Source organism: Ruegeria sp. HKCCD3925 (assembly GCF_057221175.1).
Map to the genome: position 1 here is coordinate 1 of NZ_JBWVBI010000011.1, position 23,435 is coordinate 23,435.

A 23,435-nucleotide genomic window follows, 5' to 3' on the forward strand; every position below is an offset into this window, starting at 1 on the left:
AACGCGTTGTTGTTGCGGATATTCATGGATCCAATTGCGACGGAATAAACCCAACCCCTTGCGTCACAGCCAATGTTTGGGATGAGGAAACCAAGACTTGGCGCTCGTCTGCTGGCGATTGGGAATAAACTGCATTTGGGCACCGTATGAAAGCCTGAGAGCCTGTTTGTTCGATGGGTTCTCCGTAGCATGCAAACTTAAGGGAAAATCGTGCAAAGTTATGCGCAAAGTTCCAAGATTTTCTTCAATGAAATCAATGTTGGGAATGCAGCGTTGTCAGCGCACCTACATCCGGCCCCGGAAATCACAAAGTCTTGTTACGAATGTCCGCTTTGGGCTGACTGCGGTCCTTTGGAGTAAAAATGCGGATGGCAGTTGGCAGTAATGTCCGCACAACAGACTTTGATCGTTTTTCGCCAAATGACCGATATGCGGACAAAGGGTGAGTTCGCTGCGATCGCCCGAACGGCAGCTTCTGGCGGATCGCGACTGCAGTCACCTGCAGGTCGGGTGGGAGAGTAAACTTTGGCTGCAATTGCGAACAGGCTAGTTGAACTTTGAAGTTAGCGGACATTAGCCTTGTGTTTCACCCAATCCGCATTTGAGCAGCGGGTAATAAGCCGACTCAAGAATTAGTTACGCGATGTTTTCAGCACCCACAGATACTAGCTAATTCAACAAGTATTAAATCTTAAATACCTCGATGGTAAAAATATCGTTCATTATCTTACACTTAACAACACCTTTCGCTGTTACTAAAATTTTAGTTTGACAGCTGTGCTGAATATCATCGATGCTGTTTGCCATCCGGTCTGCACCGGATCACATAATCTTTGGGAGGAGACAGATGCGGAGACATCTACTTTCCGCCGTGGCGGCAGCGGCCGTCATTGCGGGGCATGGTCCTGCTTGGGCCGACGAAGCCGCAGCACAACGTTGGATCGACGACGAATTCCAGCCATCGACCTTGTCGAAGGACGAACAGTTGTCCGAAATGAAGTGGTTCATCGATGCTGCACAACCGTACTCGGGAATGGAAATCAATGTCCTGTCCGAGGGTATCCCGACGCATTCCTATGAATCCGAGGTTCTGACCAAGGCGTTCGAGGAAATAACCGGGATCAAGGTCAATCATCAGATTCTCGGCGAAGGTGAAGTGGTTCAGGCTGTTCAGACTCAGCTGCAAACCGGACGGAACCTGTATGATGGCTATGTCAACGACAGCGACCTGATCGGGACACATTCGCGCCTGCAGTTGGCCTATCCGCTGACCGATATGATGGAAGGTGATTGGGCGGCGACAACCTCGCCAACGCTGGATCTGGATGACTTCATGGGCATTCAGTTCACCACCGGCCCTGATGGCAAGCTGTATCAATTGCCTGACCAGCAGTTTGCGAACCTATATTGGTTCCGCAAGGACTGGTTCGATGACGAAGCCAACAAGGCCGCGTTCAAAGAGAAATACGGCTATGATCTAGGCGTTCCGGTCAACTGGTCGGCCTACGAAGACATCGCCGAGTTCTTCACCAATGACGTGAAAGAAGTCGATGGCACCACGATCTATGGCCACATGGATTATGGTAAGCGCGCGCCTGACCTCGGCTGGCGCATGACTGACGCCTGGCTGTCGATGGCCGGCGCTGGTGACGTGGGTGAACCGAACGGCGTCCCCGTCGACGAATGGGGCATCCGCATGGAAGCGGGCACCTGTAACCCTGTTGGCGCGTCCGTTTCGCGTGGTGGTGCTGCGAACGGCCCGGCTGCGGTCTATGCGATCCGCAAGTGGGATGAATGGCTACGAGCGTATGCGCCTCCGGGTGCGGCGTCTTACGACTTCTACCAGTCGTTGCCGGCGCTCAGCCAGGGCAACGTGGCTCAGCAGATCTTCTGGTACACCGCCTTCACCGCGGACATGGTGAAGCCGAAGTCCGAAGGCAACAACACCGTGGATGACGAAGGCACGCCGCTGTGGCGGATGGCGCCCAGCCCGCACGGCCCCTATTGGGAAGAAGGCCAGAAGGTTGGTTATCAGGACGTGGGGTCGTGGACCTTCCTGAAGTCGACGCCTGCGGATCGTGCTCAGGCGGCTTGGCTCTATGCCCAATTCGTGACGTCCAAGACTGTCGACGTGAAGAAATCCCATGTGGGCCTAACCTTCATCCGCGACAGCTCGGTCAACCACGAGTCGTTCACCGAGCGCGCACCCAAGCTGGGTGGTCTGGTCGAGTTCTACCGCTCACCCGACCGTGTGGCATGGTCACCGACCGGCATCAACGTGCCGGACTATCCGAAGCTGGCCCAGATCTGGTGGCAGCAGATCGGTGACGTGAACTCGGGCGCCTTCACCCCGCAAGAGGCGATGGACCGTCTGGCAGAAGAGATGGACATCACTATGGCCCGGATGCAGGCCGCTGACGAAAGCGCCGGTGTCTACGGTGGCTGTGGCCCGCGTCTGAACGAGCCGCAGGATGCCGCCTTCTGGTTGGAAAAGCCGGGCTCGCCCAAGGCCAAGCTTGAGAACGAAAAGCCGCAGGGCCAGACCGTCAACTATGACGAACTGGTTCAGCGCTGGCAGTCTCAGTAAGCAAGCGAAACCGGGGGTGCCGTGTGCGGCATCCCCACCCCAAGGCCAGTGCGACGCACTGAAGGACCGGAACCCACGGACATGATCGAACTTAAAGACGCCACCAAACGGGTTGGCAATGTCATCCATATCAAGCCTACGAACCTGACGCTCAAGACTGGCCATTTCAACGTGTTGCTGGGCGCGACGGGGTCGGGCAAAACCTCGCTGATCAAGATGATGGCCGGGCTGGACCCGATCGCCTCAGGCAAAGTTCTGATGGACGGGCAGGACGTCACCAAGCTGAACACGCAAAAGCGGCAGATCAGTTTGGTACACCAGTTCTTCGTGAACTACCCGCATATGACCGTTTTCGACAACATCGCTTCGCCCATACGCGTGGCGGGGATGGCAAAATCCGAAATCGAAGGCCGCGTCGAAGAGGCCGCCGACTTGCTGCAGTTGCGCCCAATGCTACAGCGCCGTCCGCATGAGTTGTCAGGTGGCCAGCAGCAGCGTACCGCGCTGGCCCGCGCGATTGCAAAGGAAAGCCGTGCAGTGTTTCTTGACGAACCTCTGGCCAACCTCGATTACAAGCTGCGTGAAGAACTGCGTGAACAACTGCCCGACTTGTTCGCCGGGCGCGGGGCCGTAGTCGTCTATGCCACCTCGGAACCGGAAGAGGCGTTGATGCTTGGCGGCTACACCGCCTTGATGGAGGACGGGCGCGTCACCCAATTTGGCCCCACATCAGATATCTATCGCAACCCCGAGAACATCTCTGCAGCTCGTGTGTTCTCTGACCCGCCCATCAATGTGGCGCGCATCACTGTGTCTGATGCGCAGGCGCAATTGGTCGGCGGTGGTGGCTGGAAAGTCACCGATATAGCCGATGGTGACTACTTGGTCGCCGTGCGTCCGCACCGGGTGACCCCGTTCCGCTCTTCCGACGCCGACGTGGAGCTGACCGGGCGTGTCATCGTGACCGAGCTTTCAGGCTCGGATTCCAGCGCGCACTTCCAGCATGGGGATGAGGCGTGGGTGTCCCTGGCCTCGGGTGTCCATCCCTATCAGGTGGGCGAAGACCACAGCTTCTACATGAACCCGGCCCATTGCCGGTATTTCGGCCAAGACGGCAAAAGGATAGCCTGACATGGCACAAATCAAGCTTGCAAACCTGCGACACAGCTATTTCCCCAATCCCAAGGGGCCACAGGATTACGCCCTGAAGGAAATCGACGTCACCTGGCGCGATGGCGGCGCCTATGCGCTGCTGGGGCCATCAGGATGCGGCAAGTCAACGCTGCTGAACATCATCTCGGGGTTGCTGACGCCTTCCGAGGGACAGATTCTGTTCGATGGTCAGAACGTTACTGCCTTGCCCCCAGATCAACGCAACATTGCGCAGGTGTTCCAGTTCCCGGTGATCTACGACACGATGACTGTGGGCGAAAATCTGGCCTTCCCGTTGAAAAACCGGGGAGTCGACCCTGCAACGATCAAACGTCGCGTCGATGAGATTGCAGAGATGCTGGACGTTACGGATATGCTGAATACCCGGGCCTCAGGTCTGAGCCCGGACAACAAACAGAAAATCTCGATGGGTCGCGGGTTGGTGCGCGACGACGTGAACGCGGTGATGTTCGATGAGCCGCTGACTGTTATCGACCCACATCTGAAATGGAAACTGCGGTCCAAGCTGAAAGAGCTGCACCAGCGCGTCAAAGCCACGATGATCTACGTGACCCACGACCAGACCGAGGCGCTGACCTTCGCGGACGAAGTAGTCGTGATGCAGGAAGGCGAAGTCGTGCAGATCGGCACCCCTGTGGAACTGTTCGAACGCCCTCAGCACACATTTGTCGGCCATTTCATCGGCTCACCCGGCATGAATGTGCTGCCGTGCGAAGCAAAGGGCGATCGGGCCCTATTCGAAGGCCATGAAGTGATGCTGGAAGGCCAGACCCACGGTGACGGAGGCCGCACCGATCTGGGTATCCGGCCTGAATATATAAGCTTTGGCGAAACCGGCATCCCTGCCCATGTCACCAAGGTCGCAGATATCGGGCGACACTATGTGGTCAGTGCCATGGTCGGTGATACGCCGGTGAAAGCCGTAGCAGAACACAACGCGCCCAACCCTGGCTCACATGTGTACCTGCAATTCAAACCCGAACAATCTCGCGTCTACCGCGACGGCTGGATCGCAACCGAGGAGCGGACGCAATGAGAACGGAAAACCAAAAAGCATGGTTCTTTGTCCTGCCGGTGCTGGCGCTGGTCGCGTTTAATGCGCTGGTGCCGATGATGACGGTGGTCAACTATTCGGTGCAGGAGACCTTCGGTAACAACCAGTTCTTCTGGGAAGGACTGGGCTGGTTCGAACAGATCCTGCGTTCCGACCGGTTTCAGGCAGCTCTGGGACGGCAGTTCCTGTTCACCTTTCTGATCCTGCTGATCGAGGTGCCGCTTGGTATCATCGTGGCGCTTTCCATGCCGCGCAAAGGGTTCTGGGTGCCGGTCTGTCTGGTCCTGATGGCCCTGCCGATGCTGATCCCGTGGAATGTGGTCGGCTCGATGTGGAATATCTTTACTCTGCCCAAGATCGGCCTGCTGGGCTACTTCCTGAATGACGTCCTGGGCATAAACTATGACATGACACAACAGCCACTGTCGGCCTGGATCACCGTGATCGTCATGGATGTCTGGCACTGGACCTCGCTGGTTGTGCTGCTGTGTTATGCGGGCCTCGTGTCGATCCCGGATGCCTATTATCAGGCCGCTAAGATCGACGGTGCCAGCCCGTGGTCAGTGTTTCGCTATATCCAGCTGCCCAAGATGAAGACTGTCCTAACCATCGCCGTTCTGCTGCGCTTTATGGACAGTTTCAACATCTATACCGAGCCTTTCGTTCTGACCGGCGGTGGCCCCGGCAACTCAACCACCTTGCTGTCGATCGACCTTGTAAAGATCGCGCTGGGACAGTTCGACCTTGGCCCTGCGGCCGCGATGAGCCTGATCTACTTCGCCATCACGCTGCTGGTCAGCTGGGTCTTCTACACTCTGATGACAAAGGATGACGCGCAATGAAGAAGCGGTCCCTTATCCCGATCCTCTATATCGCGTTCCTGATGCTGCCGATCTATTGGCTGGTGGCGATGTCCTTCAAGACAACGAACGAGATCCTGTCGGGCTTTTCCCTGTTCCCCCAGACCTTCACGCTGGAGAACTACGTCACCATATTCACCGATCCGACGTGGTATTGGGGCTATATCAACTCGATAATCTACGTGACGATCAACACGGTGCTGTCGGTCTGTGTAGCGCTGCCAGCGGCCTATGCGTTCTCGCGCTATCGGTTTCTGGGCGACAAGCAGTTATTCTTCTGGCTGCTGACCAACCGGATGGCGCCAGCGGCGGTGTTCGCGCTGCCCTTCTTCCAGCTCTATTCGTCAATCCACCTGTTCGACACTTATCTGGCCGTGGCACTCGCGCACACGCTGTTCAACGTGCCGCTGGCGGTCTGGATTCTCGAAGGCTTCATGCGCGGCATCCCGAAAGAATTGGATGAGACAGCCTATGTCGACGGCTATTCTTTCCCACGCTTCTTCGTGACGATCTTCCTGCCCAACATCAAAGCGGGTGTCGGCGTCGCGGCCTTCTTCTGCTTCATGTTTTCATGGGTCGAGATGCTGCTGGCCAAGACCCTCACCGCGGTCGAGGCCAAGCCCATCGCCGCCGTGATGACCCGCACCGCCTCCAGCGCGGGGTATGAGTTGGGTCTGCTGGCAGCCGCGGGAACACTGACCATTATCCCTGGTGCCATTGTCATCTGGTTTGTCCGCAACTACATCGCGCGCGGTTTCGCGATGGGCCGTGTGTGAGGTTCGATATGCGTACACTTCTTCTCACCCTCCCCTTCCTGCCTTCGATGGCATTCGCCCAGCAAGCCGGATGGGGCAACGTTGGCCAGCAAGAGGAAAAGGGATTCTCGTGGACCGCCCCTCTTTGGCCCGATTTCTGGATGGCCTGGACCCCGGCGACGTTGGCGGTATTCGTGGGTATCTTCGCGGCCATCGCACTAATTGGACTATTGGAAGGGTTCAAGTTCCGCGACGGCCTTGAACGTCGCGGTGTACTTGGTCTGACAACCACGTTGGGCGATCGGTTGTTCATAACACTGCTCGGCTCGACCTATATCTTCCTTGCCTGGCTTGGGCTGGTAGGCCAACCTGTATGGACGCCTCTTTTCCTGTCCATCGGTTGGGGCGTCTTCGTCTTCTGGAAAGTTTAAGCTTTGAGAAACAGCGAAAGGATGCTTGTCTGTCAGGCATACTAAATAATGGCGACACCGAGATCGATGCGAAAGAAAAAGACAACAAATCTTCTGACCGACGTGGAACTTGAGTTCATGAACGAACTCTGGGCGCTTGGTCAGGGCTCGGTCCGTGAAGTCCTTGATCGCCTGCCACCTGATCGCAATCTGGCCTACACTTCCGGAGCCACAATTTTGCGTATTCTTGATGAAAAGGGCTTTGTCGAAAGCGAGAAGAACGGCAAGTCGCTGATCTACAGACCCCTTCTGGAGAAGGACAGGTATCAGTCGCGGTCGTTGCAGAATTTGTCCCGGACCCTGTTTGACGACACGCCCGCAACTCTGGTGGCAAGGCTGGTCGATGATGAGGGGCTGACAGAAGATGATCTAGAGGAGATTCGAGCACTGGTAGAGAGGAGACTGCAAAATGACAGCGGTTAAACCGGTTCTCGATGCGTTTCTCGAGTTCAACATAGTGCTTGGATTGTCGGCGCTGATCTGGCTGGCCGTGCGCGGAGGCCTTGCGCTGACGCCCATGCGGTACGGCTTTGTTGCTCAGCTTCGTTCGCTCAAGATACTCTGCATCGGCGTTATGTTCAGCCCGATTCTGGCGATGGGTGTTTCGGGTTTTGTTGCTCAGGTATGGCCCGGCCGGGTTGTTGCGCTGGGGGATATCGCAGTGGCAGCCTATTTGCGCGGCGAAATCGCAATGCCGGCTGCGCAGTTCGAAACCCTTCTGAACACGCGCGAACGCTGGGTTGATCATGTCATGTCAGGCGGCTCTGTTTTTGTGACTTGTGCGTTGATTACACTGGTTTTGGTGGCGGCTGTTCTGGCAATTCGGGTTGCCCTCAACGCGCTTGCAATTCGCAACGCTGTAAGCTCCAGCTTTCTATGGCGACAATCGGCCAAAGTGGACATTCGTCTTTCGGATCGCGTGACCGTACCCTTTGCAGTACGCGGCCTTCGTCGCCGCCACGTTGTTTTGCCCAGCCATCTACTGAACTCGCCACGCGATCTGCGCTTTGCTCTGGCGCACGAGTTTCAGCACATCCGCGCATTGGACGTGGAATGGGAACTGGGTTTCGAGCTTTTACGCCCGTTGCTGTTCTGGAACCCGGCCTATCTGGCTATGAAGCATCAGTTTGACCGGCTTCGCGAATTGGCCTGCGATCAGTCTGTCGTCTCGCGTAAAGGGATTGACGCGACCGACTATACCGCCTGTTTACTGGACTACTGCACACGATCGGTTAAGCTAAAAAGCCCTCGCATTCTTCATGTGGCCTTGGTTAACGGGCCGAAAGCAAAGCATGTTCTGCGACAGCGTGTGATCGCCCTGACCGATGCACCAGTGACGACGACCCAGTTGTCGGCCATTTTCCTTGGGTCGGCGCTTTCCCTTGTTGTTGTGCTTGCAATTGGTTCGGCCTCGGTTCGTCAAACTCAGGATTGGAGCCATGATCGTCTTATGCTTTCGACGGTTGTAAACCTTGAACGGCTGGAAGCTCGTAATCAGGGAAATTGATAGGCCGAAATTTAAGTCCGACGTGGGTTGGAGAGTCGGCCTCACGAGTATTGCTAGCAAGCTAGTCGCAGGTTCGGTGCGACGGTGCTGCTGGTTTTCAATGAGTCCAGGTCCAAAGTACCGCTATCAACGGCTTTAATGCGGGCGCCCGTGTTGCTCGAGATCGATTGACCGAGAACGATTTGATAGCAGTCAATGGCAGCAATCAGAGCTTCGCAGTCACTCCTTCAAGATGCAGCATCTGGAACTATGGGCTCAAAGCAGTCGTTTGCTGCAATCTGTGTGAGTGTCTGTTACGTTGTTTTACCAACATTCTGTCATATGACACCTTGCGCTGTGCCTCGCTTGAAATCGATCGTTGTGTGGTATCTATCTTGATATAATTTCATTAAAACTCAATTTATCGAATACCCAACATAGACTTGCAGGATTAGTTTTACTGACTTCGTCTCCGCCATCAACTAATTTCAGTAGTTTGGTATGGCCTGTCTAACGTGCCATATTCCCACAAATAATCAGAACTTAGTAACTCATGGTATAATCTTGAGTTTTACCGAATTATCCCTAGTATATTTCATCGAGTGGTATGTTTTGTGGTATTTTGATGGCTGCGCTCAGCGGGAAGCTGACAAAGCAGCTGGTAGAGAATCTGGGTCCGGGTCGGCATGGCGACGGTTCTGGCCTGTACCTTGTTGTTGATCCACCAGGCGCACGGCGCTGGATCGTGCGCGTAACGGTCAAAGGACAGAAGAACCGCAAGGGCGCTCCGCTGCCTACGGATTTCGGATTAGGTGGCGCAGATGTTGTCACACTGAACCAGGCCCGAGAAAGAGCCCTCGAATATCGACGCATGGCAAAGTCCGGTTTGAACCCGCGCTTCAACGCGCAACGCGAAATCCCGACCTTCGAAGAACTCAGCCGTCAGGTTCACATCGAGCGCTTGCCGACATGGAAAAATGCCACAAAATATACGACTCAATGTGAGTATAGTGGTGTAATCGGATAAAATTCAATGAAACACGCTAGTGAGACTACAGCCATAAAACACAAAGGTTTAAGCAACCTAGTGTGGTTCATCATAATTCGGGGAAATTTGTCGGGCGACACATAGTTTTGCCATTCAGAGAGGCTTAAGCCATTGATTTTGGGTCATTCGATTTTCGATGGGCGCACGGGTTTTACCATTTGCGACTCAAAGGCTTTCCATCACGTTGGAGCAGCCGAGCAAAAGCTAGACTGAATCTTTATCGCCTTCTTCGGCGCAGATCGTAGGTAAATCTATCAAAATCTCGGCAAGTTCTTGTCTGTTAAGCCTCAGCCGTCCTGCCGATATCGCTTCGATACATCCCGCCAATTCGAGTGCAACTGTGAGAATTGTGGGCCGTAGCCAGCGAATTGAACTTCAACGACAACGTTTGGCTTCGTACTGCAAATCCCTCAAGAAAGTAGCCTTCTCGTCGTCCCATTGCTGCGAAGTGCAGTTTTGAAGGTCATTCAACTTGGACCAAAGGTCGGTTTGCCCGAGTATCGCAGCAGAGCCACATAGTTTATGCGCCGCTTGCCTGTGTGTGTCATTTAACTCATTGGAATTATTGAGACTGTCAATAAGACCAACAACTTCGTTGTTCAATTCCCTGCAGGCTTCACGGAATTTGTCCGCTCCAAATCGAATCCTGAAGTCATTGTCTGGCTCCATAACCTCAACCCTTTGCACCTTCACAACTTTAGACAGTTCTGACTGTAAAGCCGCCAATGGAACGGGTTTCACCAGCAACCCCTGAAATTCTGCTGCTCGTATGACTTCGTGATCTTTTGGGGCTGCGTGAGCCGTAACTGCTATCGCTGGCAAATTGCCCCACTCGATATTCAGTTCGCGAACTTTTCCGAGTGTTTCGATACCATCGATACCCGGCATGCTGATATCCAACAAAAGCACATCAAATCGCTCGGACCCAAGACGTTCTAAGGCGGCGTAACCACTTTCAGCCTCAGCAACCGAAAAGCCAAGATCTTCAAGCATATCGGTCAAGATCATTCGATTGATTTCATTGTCGTCTACCACCAGCGCTTTCAAACCCTGATAAAGCTCTGCCTGTGGCGCGTCTGTGGAATCCGGTTCGCTCATGACATCAGATCTTGAGGTTGGCAGCGGCAGTCGCATTGTAAACAGGCTGCCTTCTCCAAGCACACTATACGCCGTGATGTCGCCACCCATCGCCTCGACCAATCTTTTGGTAATAGCCAGCCCTAATCCCGTTCCGCTCGTCTCACGTGCAAAGGCGGTATCGATCGTGACAAATTCGTCGAAGATAACGTCCAGATAGTCAGATGATATCCCGACCCCGGTATCTGCAATCCGAAACTCAATCAGATCATCATGATGAAGTCGTTCGACTTCGATCGTGACTGATCCATCCCGCGTAAATTCGATTGCGTTACCTAACAGGTTCACCAAGCATTGCTGCAGCGCAGTCCTGTATCCAAGAACGTCGATAAGCTCTTCAGAGAGAACATCGACCTTCAAGTCGTTGCCACGCGCATCTGCATTCGCCGACAGACTGTCGGCAACTTCGTGGACAACCTCCATAACGTCAAAACTTGATCTGTCACGCAAGGCATTGCCTGAACCCAGTCTGGAAAAATCCAAAACATCAGTCACATGAGACAGCAGCAACTTACCCGACACCTCAATAGAACGAAGATACCGCTTTTGTCTGTCCGTCAGATTGCTCTGATCAATCAATGCCGCAGAGCCGAGTATTCCGTTCAACGGAGTACGCATTTCATGGCTCATCACTGTCAACAGATCGGATTTGGCCTGTTCACTTTCCCGCGCCTTGTCTCTTGCAGTGCGCAAGTCTTCCTCGGCTTTGAGTTCCTCAGTTATATCCCGAAGGAATGAGACAAAGACTTGCTCTCCATCCGTTTCAGCTAGCGATATGGACAGCTCCACGGGAAAAGTTTCCTGCGATTTGCGCAAACCCTCTAACCTGACGCGCCCAGCGCCGATTACCTTTTGCTCGCCGGTCTCGAGAAATCGTGTCATGCCTTTTCGGTGCAGGGCGCGCAGGTGTTCTGGAACGATAAGTTCAGCCATATCAGCACCGATTGCCTCGGCCTGACGGTACCCAAAGACATCTTCGGCGGCACCGTTGAATTCAAGAATTCTTCCAGAAGTATCGACCACCAACACCGCATCCAGTGACGAGGTAATGGCCGCTTCAAATCGGTTGCGAGCCGACTGGCTTTGCCGGGCAAACAACTGCCCTTGCCGGAATAATTTGATAAGAACTGCAAAAGCTAAGAGCAGTGCAACGAAAAGTACAACAAGCAATGATGCCATTCGAGTTAGTGTGCTGGCCAACTCAGCACGTCGAGTTGCGTTTTCCTGGGCAAATCCCTGAATACCGCCCAGCGCAAGCTCGCGCACTTCAGGTCGCAGTGTTTGAATCTGCGCCCGCAGATCAGGAAGTGCCGCGCGCAGCTGGTCATCCGGCCCATCGATCAATGGTGTCAGCCCGGATAGAAAATCTTCAGTGGCTTGCAAGGCTGGTTGCGCGGCGGCACCCCCTCGCAGAAATGAAAACAGCTCGCTACTAAACAGCGTATCCGCTCGGCTATAAAAGATATCGAAACGGTTGCGTACAGCGGACAAGTCACCATTGGAACGTGATGAAGCGTCAATGACCGAGACTTCGAACCTAAGCAGCTCGACTTCGAGCTGAGACATCAGCCAGCTTACGTTGTCTGTTTTTGCGGTAGAGAGCGCGTCGAGATCTGATTTCACCTCGCGCCCAAGGGAAAGCACGATAGCCAGACTCACAACCAGCAAGCCTACAAAGGCAAAAATGGGCCATCTCTTCATGCTCATGAAAGGCGCTTTAGTGTCGATGGCCTTCTCCTCGGTACTTACTGTGCAACGACTTCCAATCGATTGAGTTGCCAAATGCTGCGGGCATAAATTTCTTCGGACTGATAGGCCTCGTTAGCATCGTAAGGGTAAATTATCCACAAAGGTCCTTTGTCGCGAACAGACATCGCCTTGCCATCGCGCGAGTAGGCAACGATCGGGCCACCATCTGTTGCATCACTGGTGGGAATGGTGACGGCGTAGTCATTCAAAGCCACCGCTCGTATGATCCCCTGCTCTGCCTGGACATGGTCCAGGAGCACATCCAGGGAAACTCCTTCAAAGCTCTGCGTACCCTCTGTCCAGATCGTTGTTGTATCGATTGACTTATTGGGCAATGCCTCAAGGGCTTTCCTGTCGAATGTCCAAGTGTTGTTGTTTCCATTGAGACCGACATCGCCCGAGACCGTAAGAAGTACTTCATCCGCATATGCCGCACTCGCAAATGAAATGGCGAGTGCAGCGCAAAGTGATTTTAAAGTTTTAAGCATGCGAGATTGAGTCCGTGAGTAGGTGAACCTTTGTCAAAACGCTTTTGACACAGCCCCGCGAAACGTTCTCAGACGCAATAGAATAGCTCGCTATACTTTAGGATAGTTCAGCGCACCAAAGGTCACACCATCAGCCTAATTTGCGAACTTTCGACGTCCCAAACCATGCAATCAAAGTTGTCGCTGAGTGCGATAATGAGGCTTTGGCAGCCAGCGTCAAAGAGTAATAGTTTAGGAAAACAACATGAATTTTCAAAGTTCGTCAAATAGTAACCCTTTTGGTGGTTCAACTATTCCGGGTGCGATAAAATCGGATCAAAGCATTTGTTCAAGGTCACCAATATCGATGCGAATTCTATTGGCTGATGATCACGGTTTGGTCCGTGACACAATCTCATCCTACCTCGAAACCGAGGGGCGCGCGGCAGTTGTTGCCGTACCCGACTACATGGCTGCGATGAAATTGCTGTCATCCGAAGATCCGTTCGACCTTGTCCTGTTAGACTTTGAAATGCCGGGCATGAACGGGATCGAAGGGCTTTCAGACGCAATTCGCCAATTCCCTGAACAGGCTTTTGCGATATTGAGCGGGACGGCACCAAACAAGATCGCACAGGAAGCGGTCGAAATGGGCGCCGTTGGTTTCTTGCCCAAAACCATGGGCGCCAAATCCCTGGTCAACGCGGTGCGATTTATGATCGCCGGCGAAACCTTCGTCCCGGCCAGTGTTCTAAGTATGGATGGCGATGTCAAAGAAAGCGACTTTTCCCGTCAGCTCAGCCAGCGGGAAAAACAGGTTCTACGCGGATTGTGCCGTGGACAGTCCAACAAGGAAATAGCGCGAGAGCTGGATCTTCAGGAAGTCACGATCAAGCTGCATGTTCGGACCCTTTGCAAGAAACTCAATGCAAAAAACCGGACCCAGGCCGCTCTGATCGCTCGGGATGCAGGATTCGAGTGACCCGGGTCCGCAGGGGGGACTTCAGAATAGAAAGTGATCGTAGAGTTGGTCGAAATCCGACGCTACGCCTTCAAGGATCAATGTCGTATCCGGTGACAAAGTTACGTAGACATCGGTCCCGCCCACGATTTCCGCGTTGGCATCAAACCAGTCAGACGTATCAGCTCCGCCACTATCGATGTTGAGCGCGCGCAGATCGAGTAAATCACCATCACTGAGCGAAAAGTCAGTGATCGTATCGGTCGACCCATCCAGATCCTCATCGCGGAAAATGAACCTGTCCGCATCTGCGCCACCGGTGGCTAGGTCATCTCCTGCGCCAAGGTAAAGCCGATCTTTCCCTGAACCTCCGTCCAGAACGTCGTCACCGCTGGAGCCATTGAGATAATCGTTGCCAGCGCCCCCAATCAACTCGTCATCGTCAGAACCACCCTTCAGCGTGTCGGAACCCTCACCGCCAGCTAATGTGTCGTTTCCGGATCCGCCATCCAGAGTATCCGCGCCGAGACCGCCTATCGCGGTATCATCACCCGAGCCCCCAGAGAGGCTGTCGTCGCCCGCACCGCCATCTAGGTCATCGTTGCCAGATCCTCCGGATAGTGTGTCTTTTCCGTCGTCCCCGGACAGTAAATCATCACCGGATCCACCTGACAAATTATCACTGCCATCGCCACCGTTCAGGACATCCGCGCCAGATCCGCCATCGAGTTGGTCATCGCCTGTGCCACCGAACATCTCATCATTGCCCGAGCCACCGTCCATAACGTCTTGGCCGTCTTCACCTCGCAATGTGTCAGCTTCGGATCCACCGCTGAGTGTGTCATCGCCCTGACCGCCGATGAGAATGTCAAAGCCTGAACCGCCATCCAAAATGTCGCTGCCGATCCCACCATCCAGCATGTCGTGCCCAGCCGAGCCCATCAGGTGATCGTCGCCCTGCCCGCCGAACAACGAGTCATCGTCTTCAGTAAGAATATTGCCAAACTGGTCGTACCGCACACCGTCTTCGTCATATTGCGAGACAATGCCGCTGGCGGCACCGACGCCCGCTCCACCGTGCAGCAGATCGTTGCCGTCATCTCCTTCAAGCACGTCGCCTGAACTACCACCCGTCAGGGTGTCTGTGCCAATCCCACCGTATAGGGCATCGCTACCAGCATTGCCCGAAAGGTCATCATCGTAGCTCAACGCGCCTTCGGTAGTCGCAACAAGTGTCAGATCCTTGACCAAAACGCTTGCATCCAAATCGACGGGCGCAAACGGACTGGTTGCTGTCGGGTCGGCGGCACCATCATTCGAATACGATTTCGGCGCCTCTTCAATAAGGTGCAAACTAGCCTCGCCGGTCACATCATCTACGATGACCTGGAAAATCGCGCCTGTTGCAGGTGTCGAGTCACCCATGTCGTGGTCGCCTGAGTTGCCACCAACAAACAGGTTTCCGTCTGCGTCAATGATTGCAGCTCCAAACGTCATTAGCGGGACTCCATTCAGGACTTCACCGTTAATCACTGTCGATGTGACTGAAACCGTTCGAAAATCGGGTTCGCCCGAAGATATATCAACGATCAACATAACCGTAGCTGCACCTTCGGAACTTGGGCGAGAGACACCGTAGAACGACTGTGAGGCCGCGTCGAACGCAACATCGTAGACTTTGAAATCCACAAGATCGGATGGCAACTTGTATACTGTGGTTACCGGATTTCCATCCGCATCAAACTGATCAACATCGATGACTGCGATACGATCCATACTGGATTGAAACGACCAAAGGTTGCCCTGATCATCAAAATCCCCGGTCCAAGACCGATATGGTGTGCTGCCAACACGGTAACTGTTTCCTTCGGCGTCCAGCATCACCAAATCAGAGCGGCTGACCACCTGCCCCAGTGAATCCACTCCGTCGCCTACTGCGATGGCATACAGAAGGTCGTCTTCCGTATTGTAACCCATTGAGTTCACATTGACCGTGCCCTCGACGCCGGCCATTTCATAGGCTTGGGTTTCGACATCAAATACATGCAGTGTTCCATTCAGGACCTGATAGAGATTTGATTGCCCATCGGCGAATGCGGAAACCGTCACGGTTTGCCCACCAATCTCGACATCCTTGTCATAGTGAAACGCAGGACCGGACGTATCAATTGTTGGACCGTTGCCTGACACATCAATCGACCTGATCGTAATGGTCGAGCTGTCATCGTCAGCTGTGAATTGAACGGAATGAGATCCGAAGGCACCGCTCTGAGAAGAAAACTCGGCGACTACCGCACCATCGACCAGCACTTCGACGGCAGCCCCGGAACGACCTGCAGCAAAATTTGTCGCGAGATCCAGGTTCAGTTCATAGACTCCGCCCGCTTCGGTCGTAATCTGCTGCTCCATCTGCTGGTGGCCGTTTGGAAGATCAATCAATCCCCATTCGCCGTTCTCGGCGTAGTCGGAAAAACTGACAGCACCTTCTGTGCCTTCCAACAAGTTTGCCTCGGCATAGTCACCGTGCAACACATCATCGCCAGCTTGCCCTTGGATCTCATCGTTTCCGGCAAGCCCTATCAGGGTCTCCTGCTCACTTCCGCCAACAAGTTGATCGGACAAACCCGTTCCTGAAATTACATTTGAAGATACCGCAGGCATCATTTCACCTCTTACTTTCAGCTAATTGGAGTAAAAATTTACCAACCGATGCCATCGATCCGACGGTTCACCGGGTTCTCGGGGAACAAGCGCACCACATCCACGACCGGCATCTCCGGTTTACTGGAAACGGCGTTCTGATAAGCGGGGTTGCGGTGGCAAACGATGACAGCCTCGGCTTGTTCCATTACGTCTTCTATGCTGTCGCAGAGCATCGATTTGATGGACCCCGCGAGGCTTCGAATGCCAGAGCCAGCGTGATGCATGTAGGCTTGCAACCCACTCAGAGGGGTTTCTTTTGTCACCGCCGGATCATGCAGGACCAACTCCACCCCCTCGGCATGGAGCTCGGCCATGACTTCCAGAATAGGGCTTTCGCGCAGATCATCAGTGCCGGGTTTGAAAGCCAGCCCCAGAACCCCAACACGCTTGGCCCCCGTCTTTCGCAGCATCTCGGTCGCTTGATCGATCTGCTCGCGGTTTGAGCGGTCAAGGTTGCCGATCATGGGCAGTTCGACACCCAGTTCTTCGGCTATATGTGTTACCGCCCGCACCTCTTTCGGCAGGCATGAGCCGCCATAGGCAAAGCCCGGCTTCAGATAGTAAGGTGACAGGTTCAGCTTTGTATCTTGGGTGAAGACATCCATGACCGCGTGGCTGTCCACGCCCAGCGGCTTGCACAAGCGTCCGACTTCGTTGGCAAAGCAAACCTTGGTCGCGTGCCATACATTGTCGACATATTTGATCGTCTCAGCCACTTCGACTGTTGTTAAAATAGGATCTGGGTCAACCGGCGCGAAGATGCACTTCATGACTTCTGCTGTGCGAAAATCGTTGGTGCCAAGCACTGTTTTCGAAGGGTTGTGAAAGTCATCTATGGCGACGCCTTCCCGCAGAAACTCAGGATTGAAGCACACCCCAAAGTCCTGGCCCACCTTCTTTTCTGAAAGCCGCTCAAGGATCGGAACCAATACGTTCACCGTAGTTCCGGGCGGGATCGAACATCGCATGGCAAAGATGTGGAAACCATCTTTTTGGCGAAGGCCGACCGCCATCGAGCGCGCAGCCTGTTCGATATAACTATAGTCGCAGCCCCCATCCGGGGCGGTTGGAGTTCCGACCGATACAAAGGTAACGTCGGTTTCGCGTACAGCTGCGCTCAGATCGTCGGTGGCAGAGATCAGCCCCTTTTGAACGCCTTGCTTGAGAGTTGAACCAAGATTTTCTTCGTGGATCGGGCTCTCTCCGTGCGCGATCTGGCTCACTTTGTCAGGGTCGATGTCAACACCTACGACCCGATGCCCAAGTGAGGCCAAACAGGCGGTTGAGACAGCGCCGACATAGCCCAGCCCGACAACACTGATCCGGGGTTTTTGCGAAGACGTCGGTATGACAATTTCGGCGTCTTTCTGAGTAATTTTTCTGAGTTCCATAGATTTACCTCCGATTTAGATCCAAGGTAACGCGCTGATAATTTTGAGAAATGTATCGGCAGACTATCTGGAATGCGCAAATGACGCCGGATATATACGAATGGTCATCAAACCTATACGACAGAAAAAACCCGCGTGAAAATCCACGCGGGCCAGTCTTCAGGAGGGTGGTGCAAGAGAATCTAAGCTACAGCGACACGGTCATAGATATCCTCGTATCTCACGATGTCGTCTTCGCCTAAGTAACAACCGGATTGAACTTCGATCAGATGCAAAGGCAGTTTCCCCGGGTTCTCCAACCGATGGACAGCACCCAGCGGGATGTAGGTCGATTCATTCTCGGAAAGCAGGCTGACTCTGTCACCAACCGTCACGGTTGCTGAACCACTGACGACAACCCAGTGTTCGGCTCGGTGCATATGGCTTTGTAGGGACAGCTTGGCACCAGGCAGAACCATGATCCGTTTGACCTGAAACCGAGGACCCAGCGACAGCGTTTCGTAGTGACCCCAGGGACGATGGCACCGGCGGAACATCTCGGCCTGCTCAGCCCCTTCGTTGCGCAACGCGTCCACGACCTTGCCGACTTCAGCACTGTGCGACATGTCCGCGACCAGAATTCCATCGTCGGTCGCGACTGCAACGATGTCCTTCAAACCCAGTCCGACCAACTTGATATCCGGGTTTTCCGACCTCAGCAGGCTGTCGCGGCAATCAATGGCTGTCGAATTTCCAGAAGTGACATTCGCCCCCTCATCCAGCTGCCCCTGATCCTTCACCGATTTCCAACTGCCCAGATCGGACCACCCGCAGTCCAATTCAAACGCTACGACACCGGTTTCGACATGCTCCATCACCGCATGATCAAACGAGAGGCTCGGACACTTGGAAAAGGCGTTTTGATCCATTCGGTAGAAACCAAGATCGCTTTGCCCAAGCGCCAATGCAGCCTCGACCGGTGCAGACATTTCAGGGGCATGAGCTTCGAAAGCCTTTAGCACAGTGTCGACCCTGAACATGAAGATTCCCGCATTCCACAGCCAGTCACCGCTTTCCAGCATGACCTTTGCGGTTTGAGCATCGGGCTTCTCGGCAAACGTAGAAATCAGCAACGCCCCTTGGTACCCGCCCGCAACCCTCAGGTAGCCGAAACCAGTCGCGGCATGATCGGGTTTGATCCCAAAGGTGACGATCTTGCCGCGTTTGGCTGTTTTTTCAGCGCGCATCATAGTCCGGCGAAATGCCGACACGTCCTCGATCGCGTGATCGCTGGGCAGGACAAGCAGGATCGTTTCCGGCTCTTCTTTGTACCGCAACGCGGCTGCCAGAACCGCAGCGGCGGTATTACGGCCAACAGGTTCCACGATCAGTTCAGACTTTTCGGCATCAACATCTGCCAATTGTTGTTGGGCAATGAACCTGTAGTCTTCGCCCGTCACGATCAGTGGTGCCGAAAATCCAGGCTCGGCCACACGTTCAACTGTTTTCTGAAACAGGCTGTTGTCGCCATCCAGTTCGACGAACTGCTTTGGGTAACTCTTACGAGAGACGGGCCAGAGACGGGTGCCGGAACCACCAGCAAGGATAATTGGCTGAATCATGTGAAACCTCATCATTACAAGTCTGATTCCAGATTATCGGCCCCCGCTCTTATTGCTGTGTGTCATAGGCTTAAGCTCGCTATCGAAAGGATAGGTCTATTAGCCGAACGGCATCTCGATCAGACCGACATAGATCAGGATGGCGGTTAAAAACGTCAGGATAGCGGTGACCATCTGGAACTTGGCAAATCCGCTTTTTAGTGTCTCGGCAAAGCCCGATCCACCGCCTGAGCTTTGGTTGCCTCTGTTCGACCATTTCTGTTTGGACAGGTGAAAGATCATGTAGATCTTGACCGTCGCGTTGATCACTTGATTGAGATACAGGATGAACGGCCAACTCATATCCGCGCGCCTGCTGTATCCGAACAGGAACAGGCACAGCACTATCCGTGAAAACAGCACCCAGATTATGCAGTTCCAGAAGTAACCCGGCGCAATCAGGCTGCCGACAACGGCCATGACCGGACTGACCATCATGGTCCACATCGCGATCCTTTGATCAACGACACACCACCAGATGAAAAACGGCATAGCTGTCGGCCCAAGTGCGATTGCGCGGCTTCCGTTCCGCAGCATGTTGCCCGACCAACGGCGGAAATTCTGAACCATCCGCGTGAGGCCATTCTCCTTGATGACCTCAATCGTATAGACAGTGGCGTCTGGTACGTAGGTCATTTTTGCGCCTACGCTCAGCAGGCGATACCAGGTTGATTTGTCATCCCCGGACAGAAACCGGAAGTTACCCCAAAGCCAGTGATGCAGGTGATCCGCCTCGATCGTGCGAATGAATTTTTCGTCCAGGATATGGCGCGCGCGAAACACGCTCATTCTCCCTGTCAGCGTCAACACACGACCCGACAGAGCATGGCTTTGCATCGCAAGGCGACGCTGGGCGAACCGCATGTCCAGCCATTTGGCGATCCAGGCCGGGCCATAGCATATGACCTCTTCATCTGTAGTCAGCGCCTGTAATTCTGGATCGCTTGCAAACATTGGCAGGGTTTTACGTAGAACATCCCCGCCAAACAGGGCGTCGCCGTCCATAAAGATCACCAAATCATCAGGCGATGCACCGGATCGACAGATCGCCCGCAGGATCAGACCAATCGCCATTCGCTTGCCCGGTTGGTTCTGACGGATAAATACCAGCGTCGCCAGATCATCCGGGATATCCTGCGCATAGGTTTCGACAAAGTCGCGAATGATCTGCTCGTCATAAGCACTGCCTGTGCCGATATAGATCGTCGTCGGAATCCGTTCGCGGCGGATTTGTCCAAGGATGGACCCCACCACACGTTTTGTAATGGAGGGTTCCTCAAAGTAAGTCGTCATCTGGATATGGAGGCGTTTGGGGCGCCAGCCGGCATCCCAAATTTCATCCGCCCGGCGCCGCATGCCCGGCCATTTGGCTTTCGCATAAATCTGAGCCCTTAACGCATGGGTAAACCACCAACCAAATCGCCAGAACCCAAGTGTTCCAAGGACCATCGTGACGTGCAAAACACTCGGGTTGAAGAACCGGTTCGGTACGTTCGACAACAGCCAAAGCAGCCCCATAAACAACAGCAAAAACAGCGTGAACTGCGGTAGTGACCACTTGCAGAAATAGTTGGGCACATCTGTTTGCAGCTCCCTTAACCGCCGCGCCAGATCTTTGTCGAATTCATATTCAGTCATGGGTTCGGCCCACACGCGGGTCCATGGACTTTAGCCAGGCACGAAAGCGTGTACCCAACTGTCGCTTTGCTTCCAGATTGACCGGGCCCCCCAAACGCAATTGGCTTTTTGTTTGCTTCGAGGACAGGCCGATTGCGCGAACCGTGACAATGATCCCGAACTCTCCGGGCCGTTCAGGGTTGTCCCCTGCGCGCACGTCCCAGACCTCACCGGGAATGGTGATCTTCTTTCCCTTCTCGTTGAAGCCGATGGTTGCGGGCATGCCGATGTAAATCGTTTCGGCAAACCGTTCCGAGACCCATCCGATCGTCATGCGAGGCTCAGCCGTTTCAAAGAGCAACTCGTCTGCTGTGCCACCAAATGGCTGGCCTTTCCGAACAATGAAATCCTGAACAATCCCATCCGTCGTCGCGCGAACATGGTTGTTTTCGATCTTCTGTTGCTGAGCTTCTTTTGTTGCTTCCAACGCCTCTACCGCAGAGGCGCGATTGCGTTCTTCGGCTTCCAGCAAGTTTGTTACGATCAATACCGGATCGACCGATTGCGCAAGCTCAGGGTTGCGCTCACGAAGGCTGAGCCATTGGCGCCGTATATCGTCAAACCCGCCGTCTTGTACGAACTCTGCATAGAAGCGCATGGCTGCTGCGACCCGTTCGGCCAATACCGCCGAGCCAGATTGGGCTCTAAGATCATTCAAGGCCTCAGTGATGTTGACGTGCTCGGTGCGCGCAAGTGCCAACTCCGTCTCGGTACGTTTGAGGGCCGCCACAGCTTCTGCGTCACCCATCGAGAAAAGCAGATCACCTTCACGTACTTCTTGTCCGGCCGCGACTTCAATGTGTTCGATGTAACCGTTGGCTGAAGGGAAAGAAGAGATCATTGGGGCCAGCACGCGCCCGTGTTGAATGTCAATTCGGTCCAAATTGGAGAAAATGTTGTTTCCAATAACACCAATCACCGCCGCTGCGATCAGCAGATAGGTCGCCACATTGAGTGCAACACGCAAAGATCGTGGAAGAAATCTTGCAGGTTTTTGGGATTGTTCGCCTTCCGTTTCCTCCATCGGCACCAAGTCAACCGGAGTGTCAAGGCTGGTGATCACATCTGCGCTGCTGGCCATTCGCCCAGACAACAGAGAGCGATAAAACAGAGCCAACGTCTCGCGTTGCCGACCGCTTAGACCTTCCAACTGCACTGTGGAATTGGGACCCGGCTTCGACAAACGTACCGGGAAGCGGATATCTACACCTTGAAAAGGAACGCTAAGTGTCGCGGTTTTGGGGCATTCGGGCGCGTCGTCCGGCCATTCCAGCCCCGCAAGCGACCAGCGTTCAATCGCGACCACCGCGCCAGAGGGCGTCTCCACGATCAGCGGAGCTTTGACCTTCCAATCCAGGTCCGACCCAGGTGTTTCGTGCAATATACGCAATGTCGCCTCAGAAACTGTTGACAGGACTGAGGTAGCAACAAATCAAAGCTCCTGATGGGCACACGGACGCATATTTGTACGCAAATAAGATCGATTCCCATACTAAAGGATATCGGGAAAATCTTCCTGGACCGCGCCAGAGCCTCTCATTGTGCTCTCGAACTTCTGCATTTGCGCTTTTGTTCAGAGCGCGAAAATACAGCCTTGGGTTGAATTGCTTCACAATAATAAACCGCGAACGTCGTTGAAGCGGTTTTATGTGAAGCGATCTCTGGTTGAGTGATGGCCGTTCAATGGAACAAGTACGAAAGGCTGCCTCGTAGGCAAAGCTGCCGAATGAAAAACCAGGAGGCTTCCCAATCTACTTATATCCGTCTGGGTCGTTAGGAGTTTGTAATAGGATACCTTCAAACGCGTCGAGATCATCAGTCATTTGCAGCCAAGGTAACTTGCTTTGCTTGTTGACGTGAAAAGTCGGTTTGAAATCTTCCGGGTTTTCGAGCGATGCAGCATAGAGGTGCATACCACCCGGATAGTGATCGGCTTCAAATCCAATGGGTGATCCGCACGTACCGCAAAAATGCCTGAAAACGCCTTTGGAGCTTTCATAAGTGCGGGGTTTATCACCGGTCCACTCAAAGTTTTCTATTGGCACACCGAGCCACGCAACCACCGGCGCGGCACAATTCCGACGGCAGTCATCGCAGTGGCAATAACATGCCCATGTTTGATCTCCTTGGTAGGCCCAGCTTGTTTTTTTACAAAGACAATACCCGCGCGTCGCCATTCTATTTTCCTCCAAACCTCCGCTAACGTAGGACGCAGGCGGGTTTTGAAATGGATAATTTAGGACGTATTGTCAGCAGAAAACGTCGAAGCTCGGGGGC

General features: G+C 53.9%; 18 protein-coding genes. 10 read left to right on the forward strand and 8 right to left on the reverse strand.

What is annotated here, in order from left to right; translation table 11 throughout:
• The first annotated feature begins 847 nt into the window (after positions 1 to 847).
• From AC2TEM_RS20665 to AC2TEM_RS20705, 9 genes are all read left to right on the forward strand, one after another.
• The gene (locus AC2TEM_RS20665) at positions 848 to 2,587 is read left to right on the forward strand and encodes an ABC transporter substrate-binding protein (protein WP_170424638.1); all 1,740 of its coding nucleotides are present in this window, start codon (positions 848 to 850) and stop codon (positions 2,585 to 2,587) included.
• A gap of 81 nt (positions 2,588 to 2,668) precedes the next feature.
• Positions 2,669 to 3,718, forward strand: coding sequence for an ABC transporter ATP-binding protein (locus AC2TEM_RS20670; RefSeq protein WP_170424636.1), 1,050 nt, complete (start codon positions 2,669 to 2,671; stop codon positions 3,716 to 3,718).
• 1 nt (position 3,719) lies between these two features.
• Positions 3,720 to 4,796, forward strand: coding sequence for an ABC transporter ATP-binding protein (locus AC2TEM_RS20675; protein ID WP_170401961.1), 1,077 nt, complete (start codon positions 3,720 to 3,722; stop codon positions 4,794 to 4,796).
• Entirely contained in the window at positions 4,793 to 5,656 is an 864-nt protein-coding gene (locus tag AC2TEM_RS20680) for a carbohydrate ABC transporter permease (protein ID WP_170392846.1), read from the forward strand. The genes AC2TEM_RS20675 and AC2TEM_RS20680 overlap by 4 nt, the downstream gene beginning before the upstream one ends.
• A complete protein-coding gene (locus AC2TEM_RS20685; protein WP_170401963.1) occupies positions 5,653 to 6,450 on the forward strand; it encodes a carbohydrate ABC transporter permease in 798 nt (265 codons plus the stop codon). Before AC2TEM_RS20680 ends, AC2TEM_RS20685 begins: the two co-directional genes overlap by 4 nt.
• 8 nt (positions 6,451 to 6,458) lie before the next feature.
• The gene (locus AC2TEM_RS20690) at positions 6,459 to 6,860 is read left to right on the forward strand and encodes a DUF2160 domain-containing protein (RefSeq protein ID WP_170424634.1); all 402 of its coding nucleotides are present in this window, start codon (positions 6,459 to 6,461) and stop codon (positions 6,858 to 6,860) included.
• Between the two features lie 66 nt (positions 6,861 to 6,926).
• Positions 6,927 to 7,322 (forward strand): BlaI/MecI/CopY family transcriptional regulator, encoded by a 396-nt coding sequence (locus AC2TEM_RS20695; RefSeq protein WP_008759241.1) that lies wholly within the window; start codon positions 6,927 to 6,929, stop codon positions 7,320 to 7,322.
• On the forward strand, positions 7,309 to 8,406 hold the full coding sequence (locus tag AC2TEM_RS20700; RefSeq protein ID WP_170424631.1) for a M56 family metallopeptidase: 1,098 nt from the start codon (positions 7,309 to 7,311) through the stop codon (positions 8,404 to 8,406). Before AC2TEM_RS20695 ends, AC2TEM_RS20700 begins: the two co-directional genes overlap by 14 nt.
• 604 nt (positions 8,407 to 9,010) lie before the next feature.
• Positions 9,011 to 9,412, forward strand: a complete 402-nt coding sequence (locus AC2TEM_RS20705) for an Arm DNA-binding domain-containing protein (protein WP_480790537.1) — start codon at positions 9,011 to 9,013, stop codon at positions 9,410 to 9,412.
• A gap of 396 nt (positions 9,413 to 9,808) precedes the next feature.
• Here the strand turns inward: AC2TEM_RS20705 and AC2TEM_RS20710 are convergent, their stop codons facing one another.
• On the reverse strand, positions 9,809 to 11,836 hold the full coding sequence (locus AC2TEM_RS20710) for an ATP-binding protein (protein ID WP_480856387.1): 2,028 nt from the start codon (positions 11,834 to 11,836) through the stop codon (positions 9,809 to 9,811).
• Positions 11,837 to 12,315: 479 nt separating this feature from the next.
• A complete protein-coding gene (locus tag AC2TEM_RS20715; RefSeq protein WP_480790535.1) occupies positions 12,316 to 12,807 on the reverse strand; it encodes a putative pterin-binding protein in 492 nt (163 codons plus the stop codon).
• Positions 12,808 to 13,153: 346 nt separating this feature from the next.
• On the opposite strand from AC2TEM_RS20715, the gene AC2TEM_RS20720 reads away from it, so the two are divergent.
• Entirely contained in the window at positions 13,154 to 13,768 is a 615-nt protein-coding gene (locus AC2TEM_RS20720; RefSeq protein WP_170424629.1) for a response regulator transcription factor, read from the forward strand.
• 21 nt (positions 13,769 to 13,789) lie between these two features.
• Here AC2TEM_RS20720 and AC2TEM_RS20725 read toward each other — a convergent pair whose 3' ends face one another.
• The 6 genes from AC2TEM_RS20725 to AC2TEM_RS20750 form a co-directional block, all read right to left on the reverse strand.
• Complete coding sequence (locus AC2TEM_RS20725; protein ID WP_480790534.1) at positions 13,790 to 16,369, reverse strand: calcium-binding protein; 2,580 nt, start codon at positions 16,367 to 16,369, stop codon at positions 13,790 to 13,792.
• Between the two features lie 77 nt (positions 16,370 to 16,446).
• Positions 16,447 to 17,841 (reverse strand): UDP-glucose dehydrogenase family protein, encoded by a 1,395-nt coding sequence (locus AC2TEM_RS20730; RefSeq protein ID WP_170424625.1) that lies wholly within the window; start codon positions 17,839 to 17,841, stop codon positions 16,447 to 16,449.
• A 182-nt stretch (positions 17,842 to 18,023) separates the two neighbouring features.
• Positions 18,024 to 19,442, reverse strand: a complete 1,419-nt coding sequence (locus AC2TEM_RS20735; RefSeq protein ID WP_170424623.1) for a mannose-1-phosphate guanylyltransferase/mannose-6-phosphate isomerase — start codon at positions 19,440 to 19,442, stop codon at positions 18,024 to 18,026.
• A gap of 99 nt (positions 19,443 to 19,541) precedes the next feature.
• Entirely contained in the window at positions 19,542 to 21,119 is a 1,578-nt protein-coding gene (locus AC2TEM_RS20740) for a glycosyltransferase (RefSeq protein ID WP_480856388.1), read from the reverse strand.
• A complete protein-coding gene (locus AC2TEM_RS20745) occupies positions 21,112 to 22,539 on the reverse strand; it encodes an HlyD family secretion protein (RefSeq protein WP_170424619.1) in 1,428 nt (475 codons plus the stop codon). The genes AC2TEM_RS20740 and AC2TEM_RS20745 overlap by 8 nt, the downstream gene beginning before the upstream one ends.
• Positions 22,540 to 22,909: 370 nt before the next feature.
• Positions 22,910 to 23,335, reverse strand: coding sequence for a GFA family protein (locus AC2TEM_RS20750; RefSeq protein WP_480790533.1), 426 nt, complete (start codon positions 23,333 to 23,335; stop codon positions 22,910 to 22,912).
• Between the last annotated feature and the right edge of the window lie 100 nt (positions 23,336 to 23,435).

Coding starts and splice junctions, on each gene's coding strand:
- AC2TEM_RS20665 (WP_170424638.1), top strand. CDS start 848: ATGCGGAGACATCTACTTTCCGCCGTGGCGGCAGCGGCCGTCATTGCG.
- AC2TEM_RS20670 (WP_170424636.1), top strand. CDS start 2,669: ATGATCGAACTTAAAGACGCCACCAAACGGGTTGGCAATGTCATCCAT.
- AC2TEM_RS20675 (WP_170401961.1), top strand. CDS start 3,720: ATGGCACAAATCAAGCTTGCAAACCTGCGACACAGCTATTTCCCCAAT.
- AC2TEM_RS20680 (WP_170392846.1), top strand. CDS start 4,793: ATGAGAACGGAAAACCAAAAAGCATGGTTCTTTGTCCTGCCGGTGCTG.
- AC2TEM_RS20685 (WP_170401963.1), top strand. CDS start 5,653: ATGAAGAAGCGGTCCCTTATCCCGATCCTCTATATCGCGTTCCTGATG.
- AC2TEM_RS20690 (WP_170424634.1), top strand. CDS start 6,459: ATGCGTACACTTCTTCTCACCCTCCCCTTCCTGCCTTCGATGGCATTC.
- AC2TEM_RS20695 (WP_008759241.1), top strand. CDS start 6,927: ATGCGAAAGAAAAAGACAACAAATCTTCTGACCGACGTGGAACTTGAG.
- AC2TEM_RS20700 (WP_170424631.1), top strand. CDS start 7,309: ATGACAGCGGTTAAACCGGTTCTCGATGCGTTTCTCGAGTTCAACATA.
- AC2TEM_RS20705 (WP_480790537.1), top strand. CDS start 9,011: ATGGCTGCGCTCAGCGGGAAGCTGACAAAGCAGCTGGTAGAGAATCTG.
- AC2TEM_RS20715 (WP_480790535.1), bottom strand. CDS start 12,807: ATGCTTAAAACTTTAAAATCACTTTGCGCTGCACTCGCCATTTCATTT.
- AC2TEM_RS20720 (WP_170424629.1), top strand. CDS start 13,154: ATGCGAATTCTATTGGCTGATGATCACGGTTTGGTCCGTGACACAATC.
- AC2TEM_RS20730 (WP_170424625.1), bottom strand. CDS start 17,841: ATGGAACTCAGAAAAATTACTCAGAAAGACGCCGAAATTGTCATACCG.
- AC2TEM_RS20735 (WP_170424623.1), bottom strand. CDS start 19,442: ATGATTCAGCCAATTATCCTTGCTGGTGGTTCCGGCACCCGTCTCTGG.
- AC2TEM_RS20740 (WP_480856388.1), bottom strand. CDS start 21,119: ATGACTGAATATGAATTCGACAAAGATCTGGCGCGGCGGTTAAGGGAG.
- AC2TEM_RS20750 (WP_480790533.1), bottom strand. CDS start 23,335: ATGGCGACGCGCGGGTATTGTCTTTGTAAAAAAACAAGCTGGGCCTAC.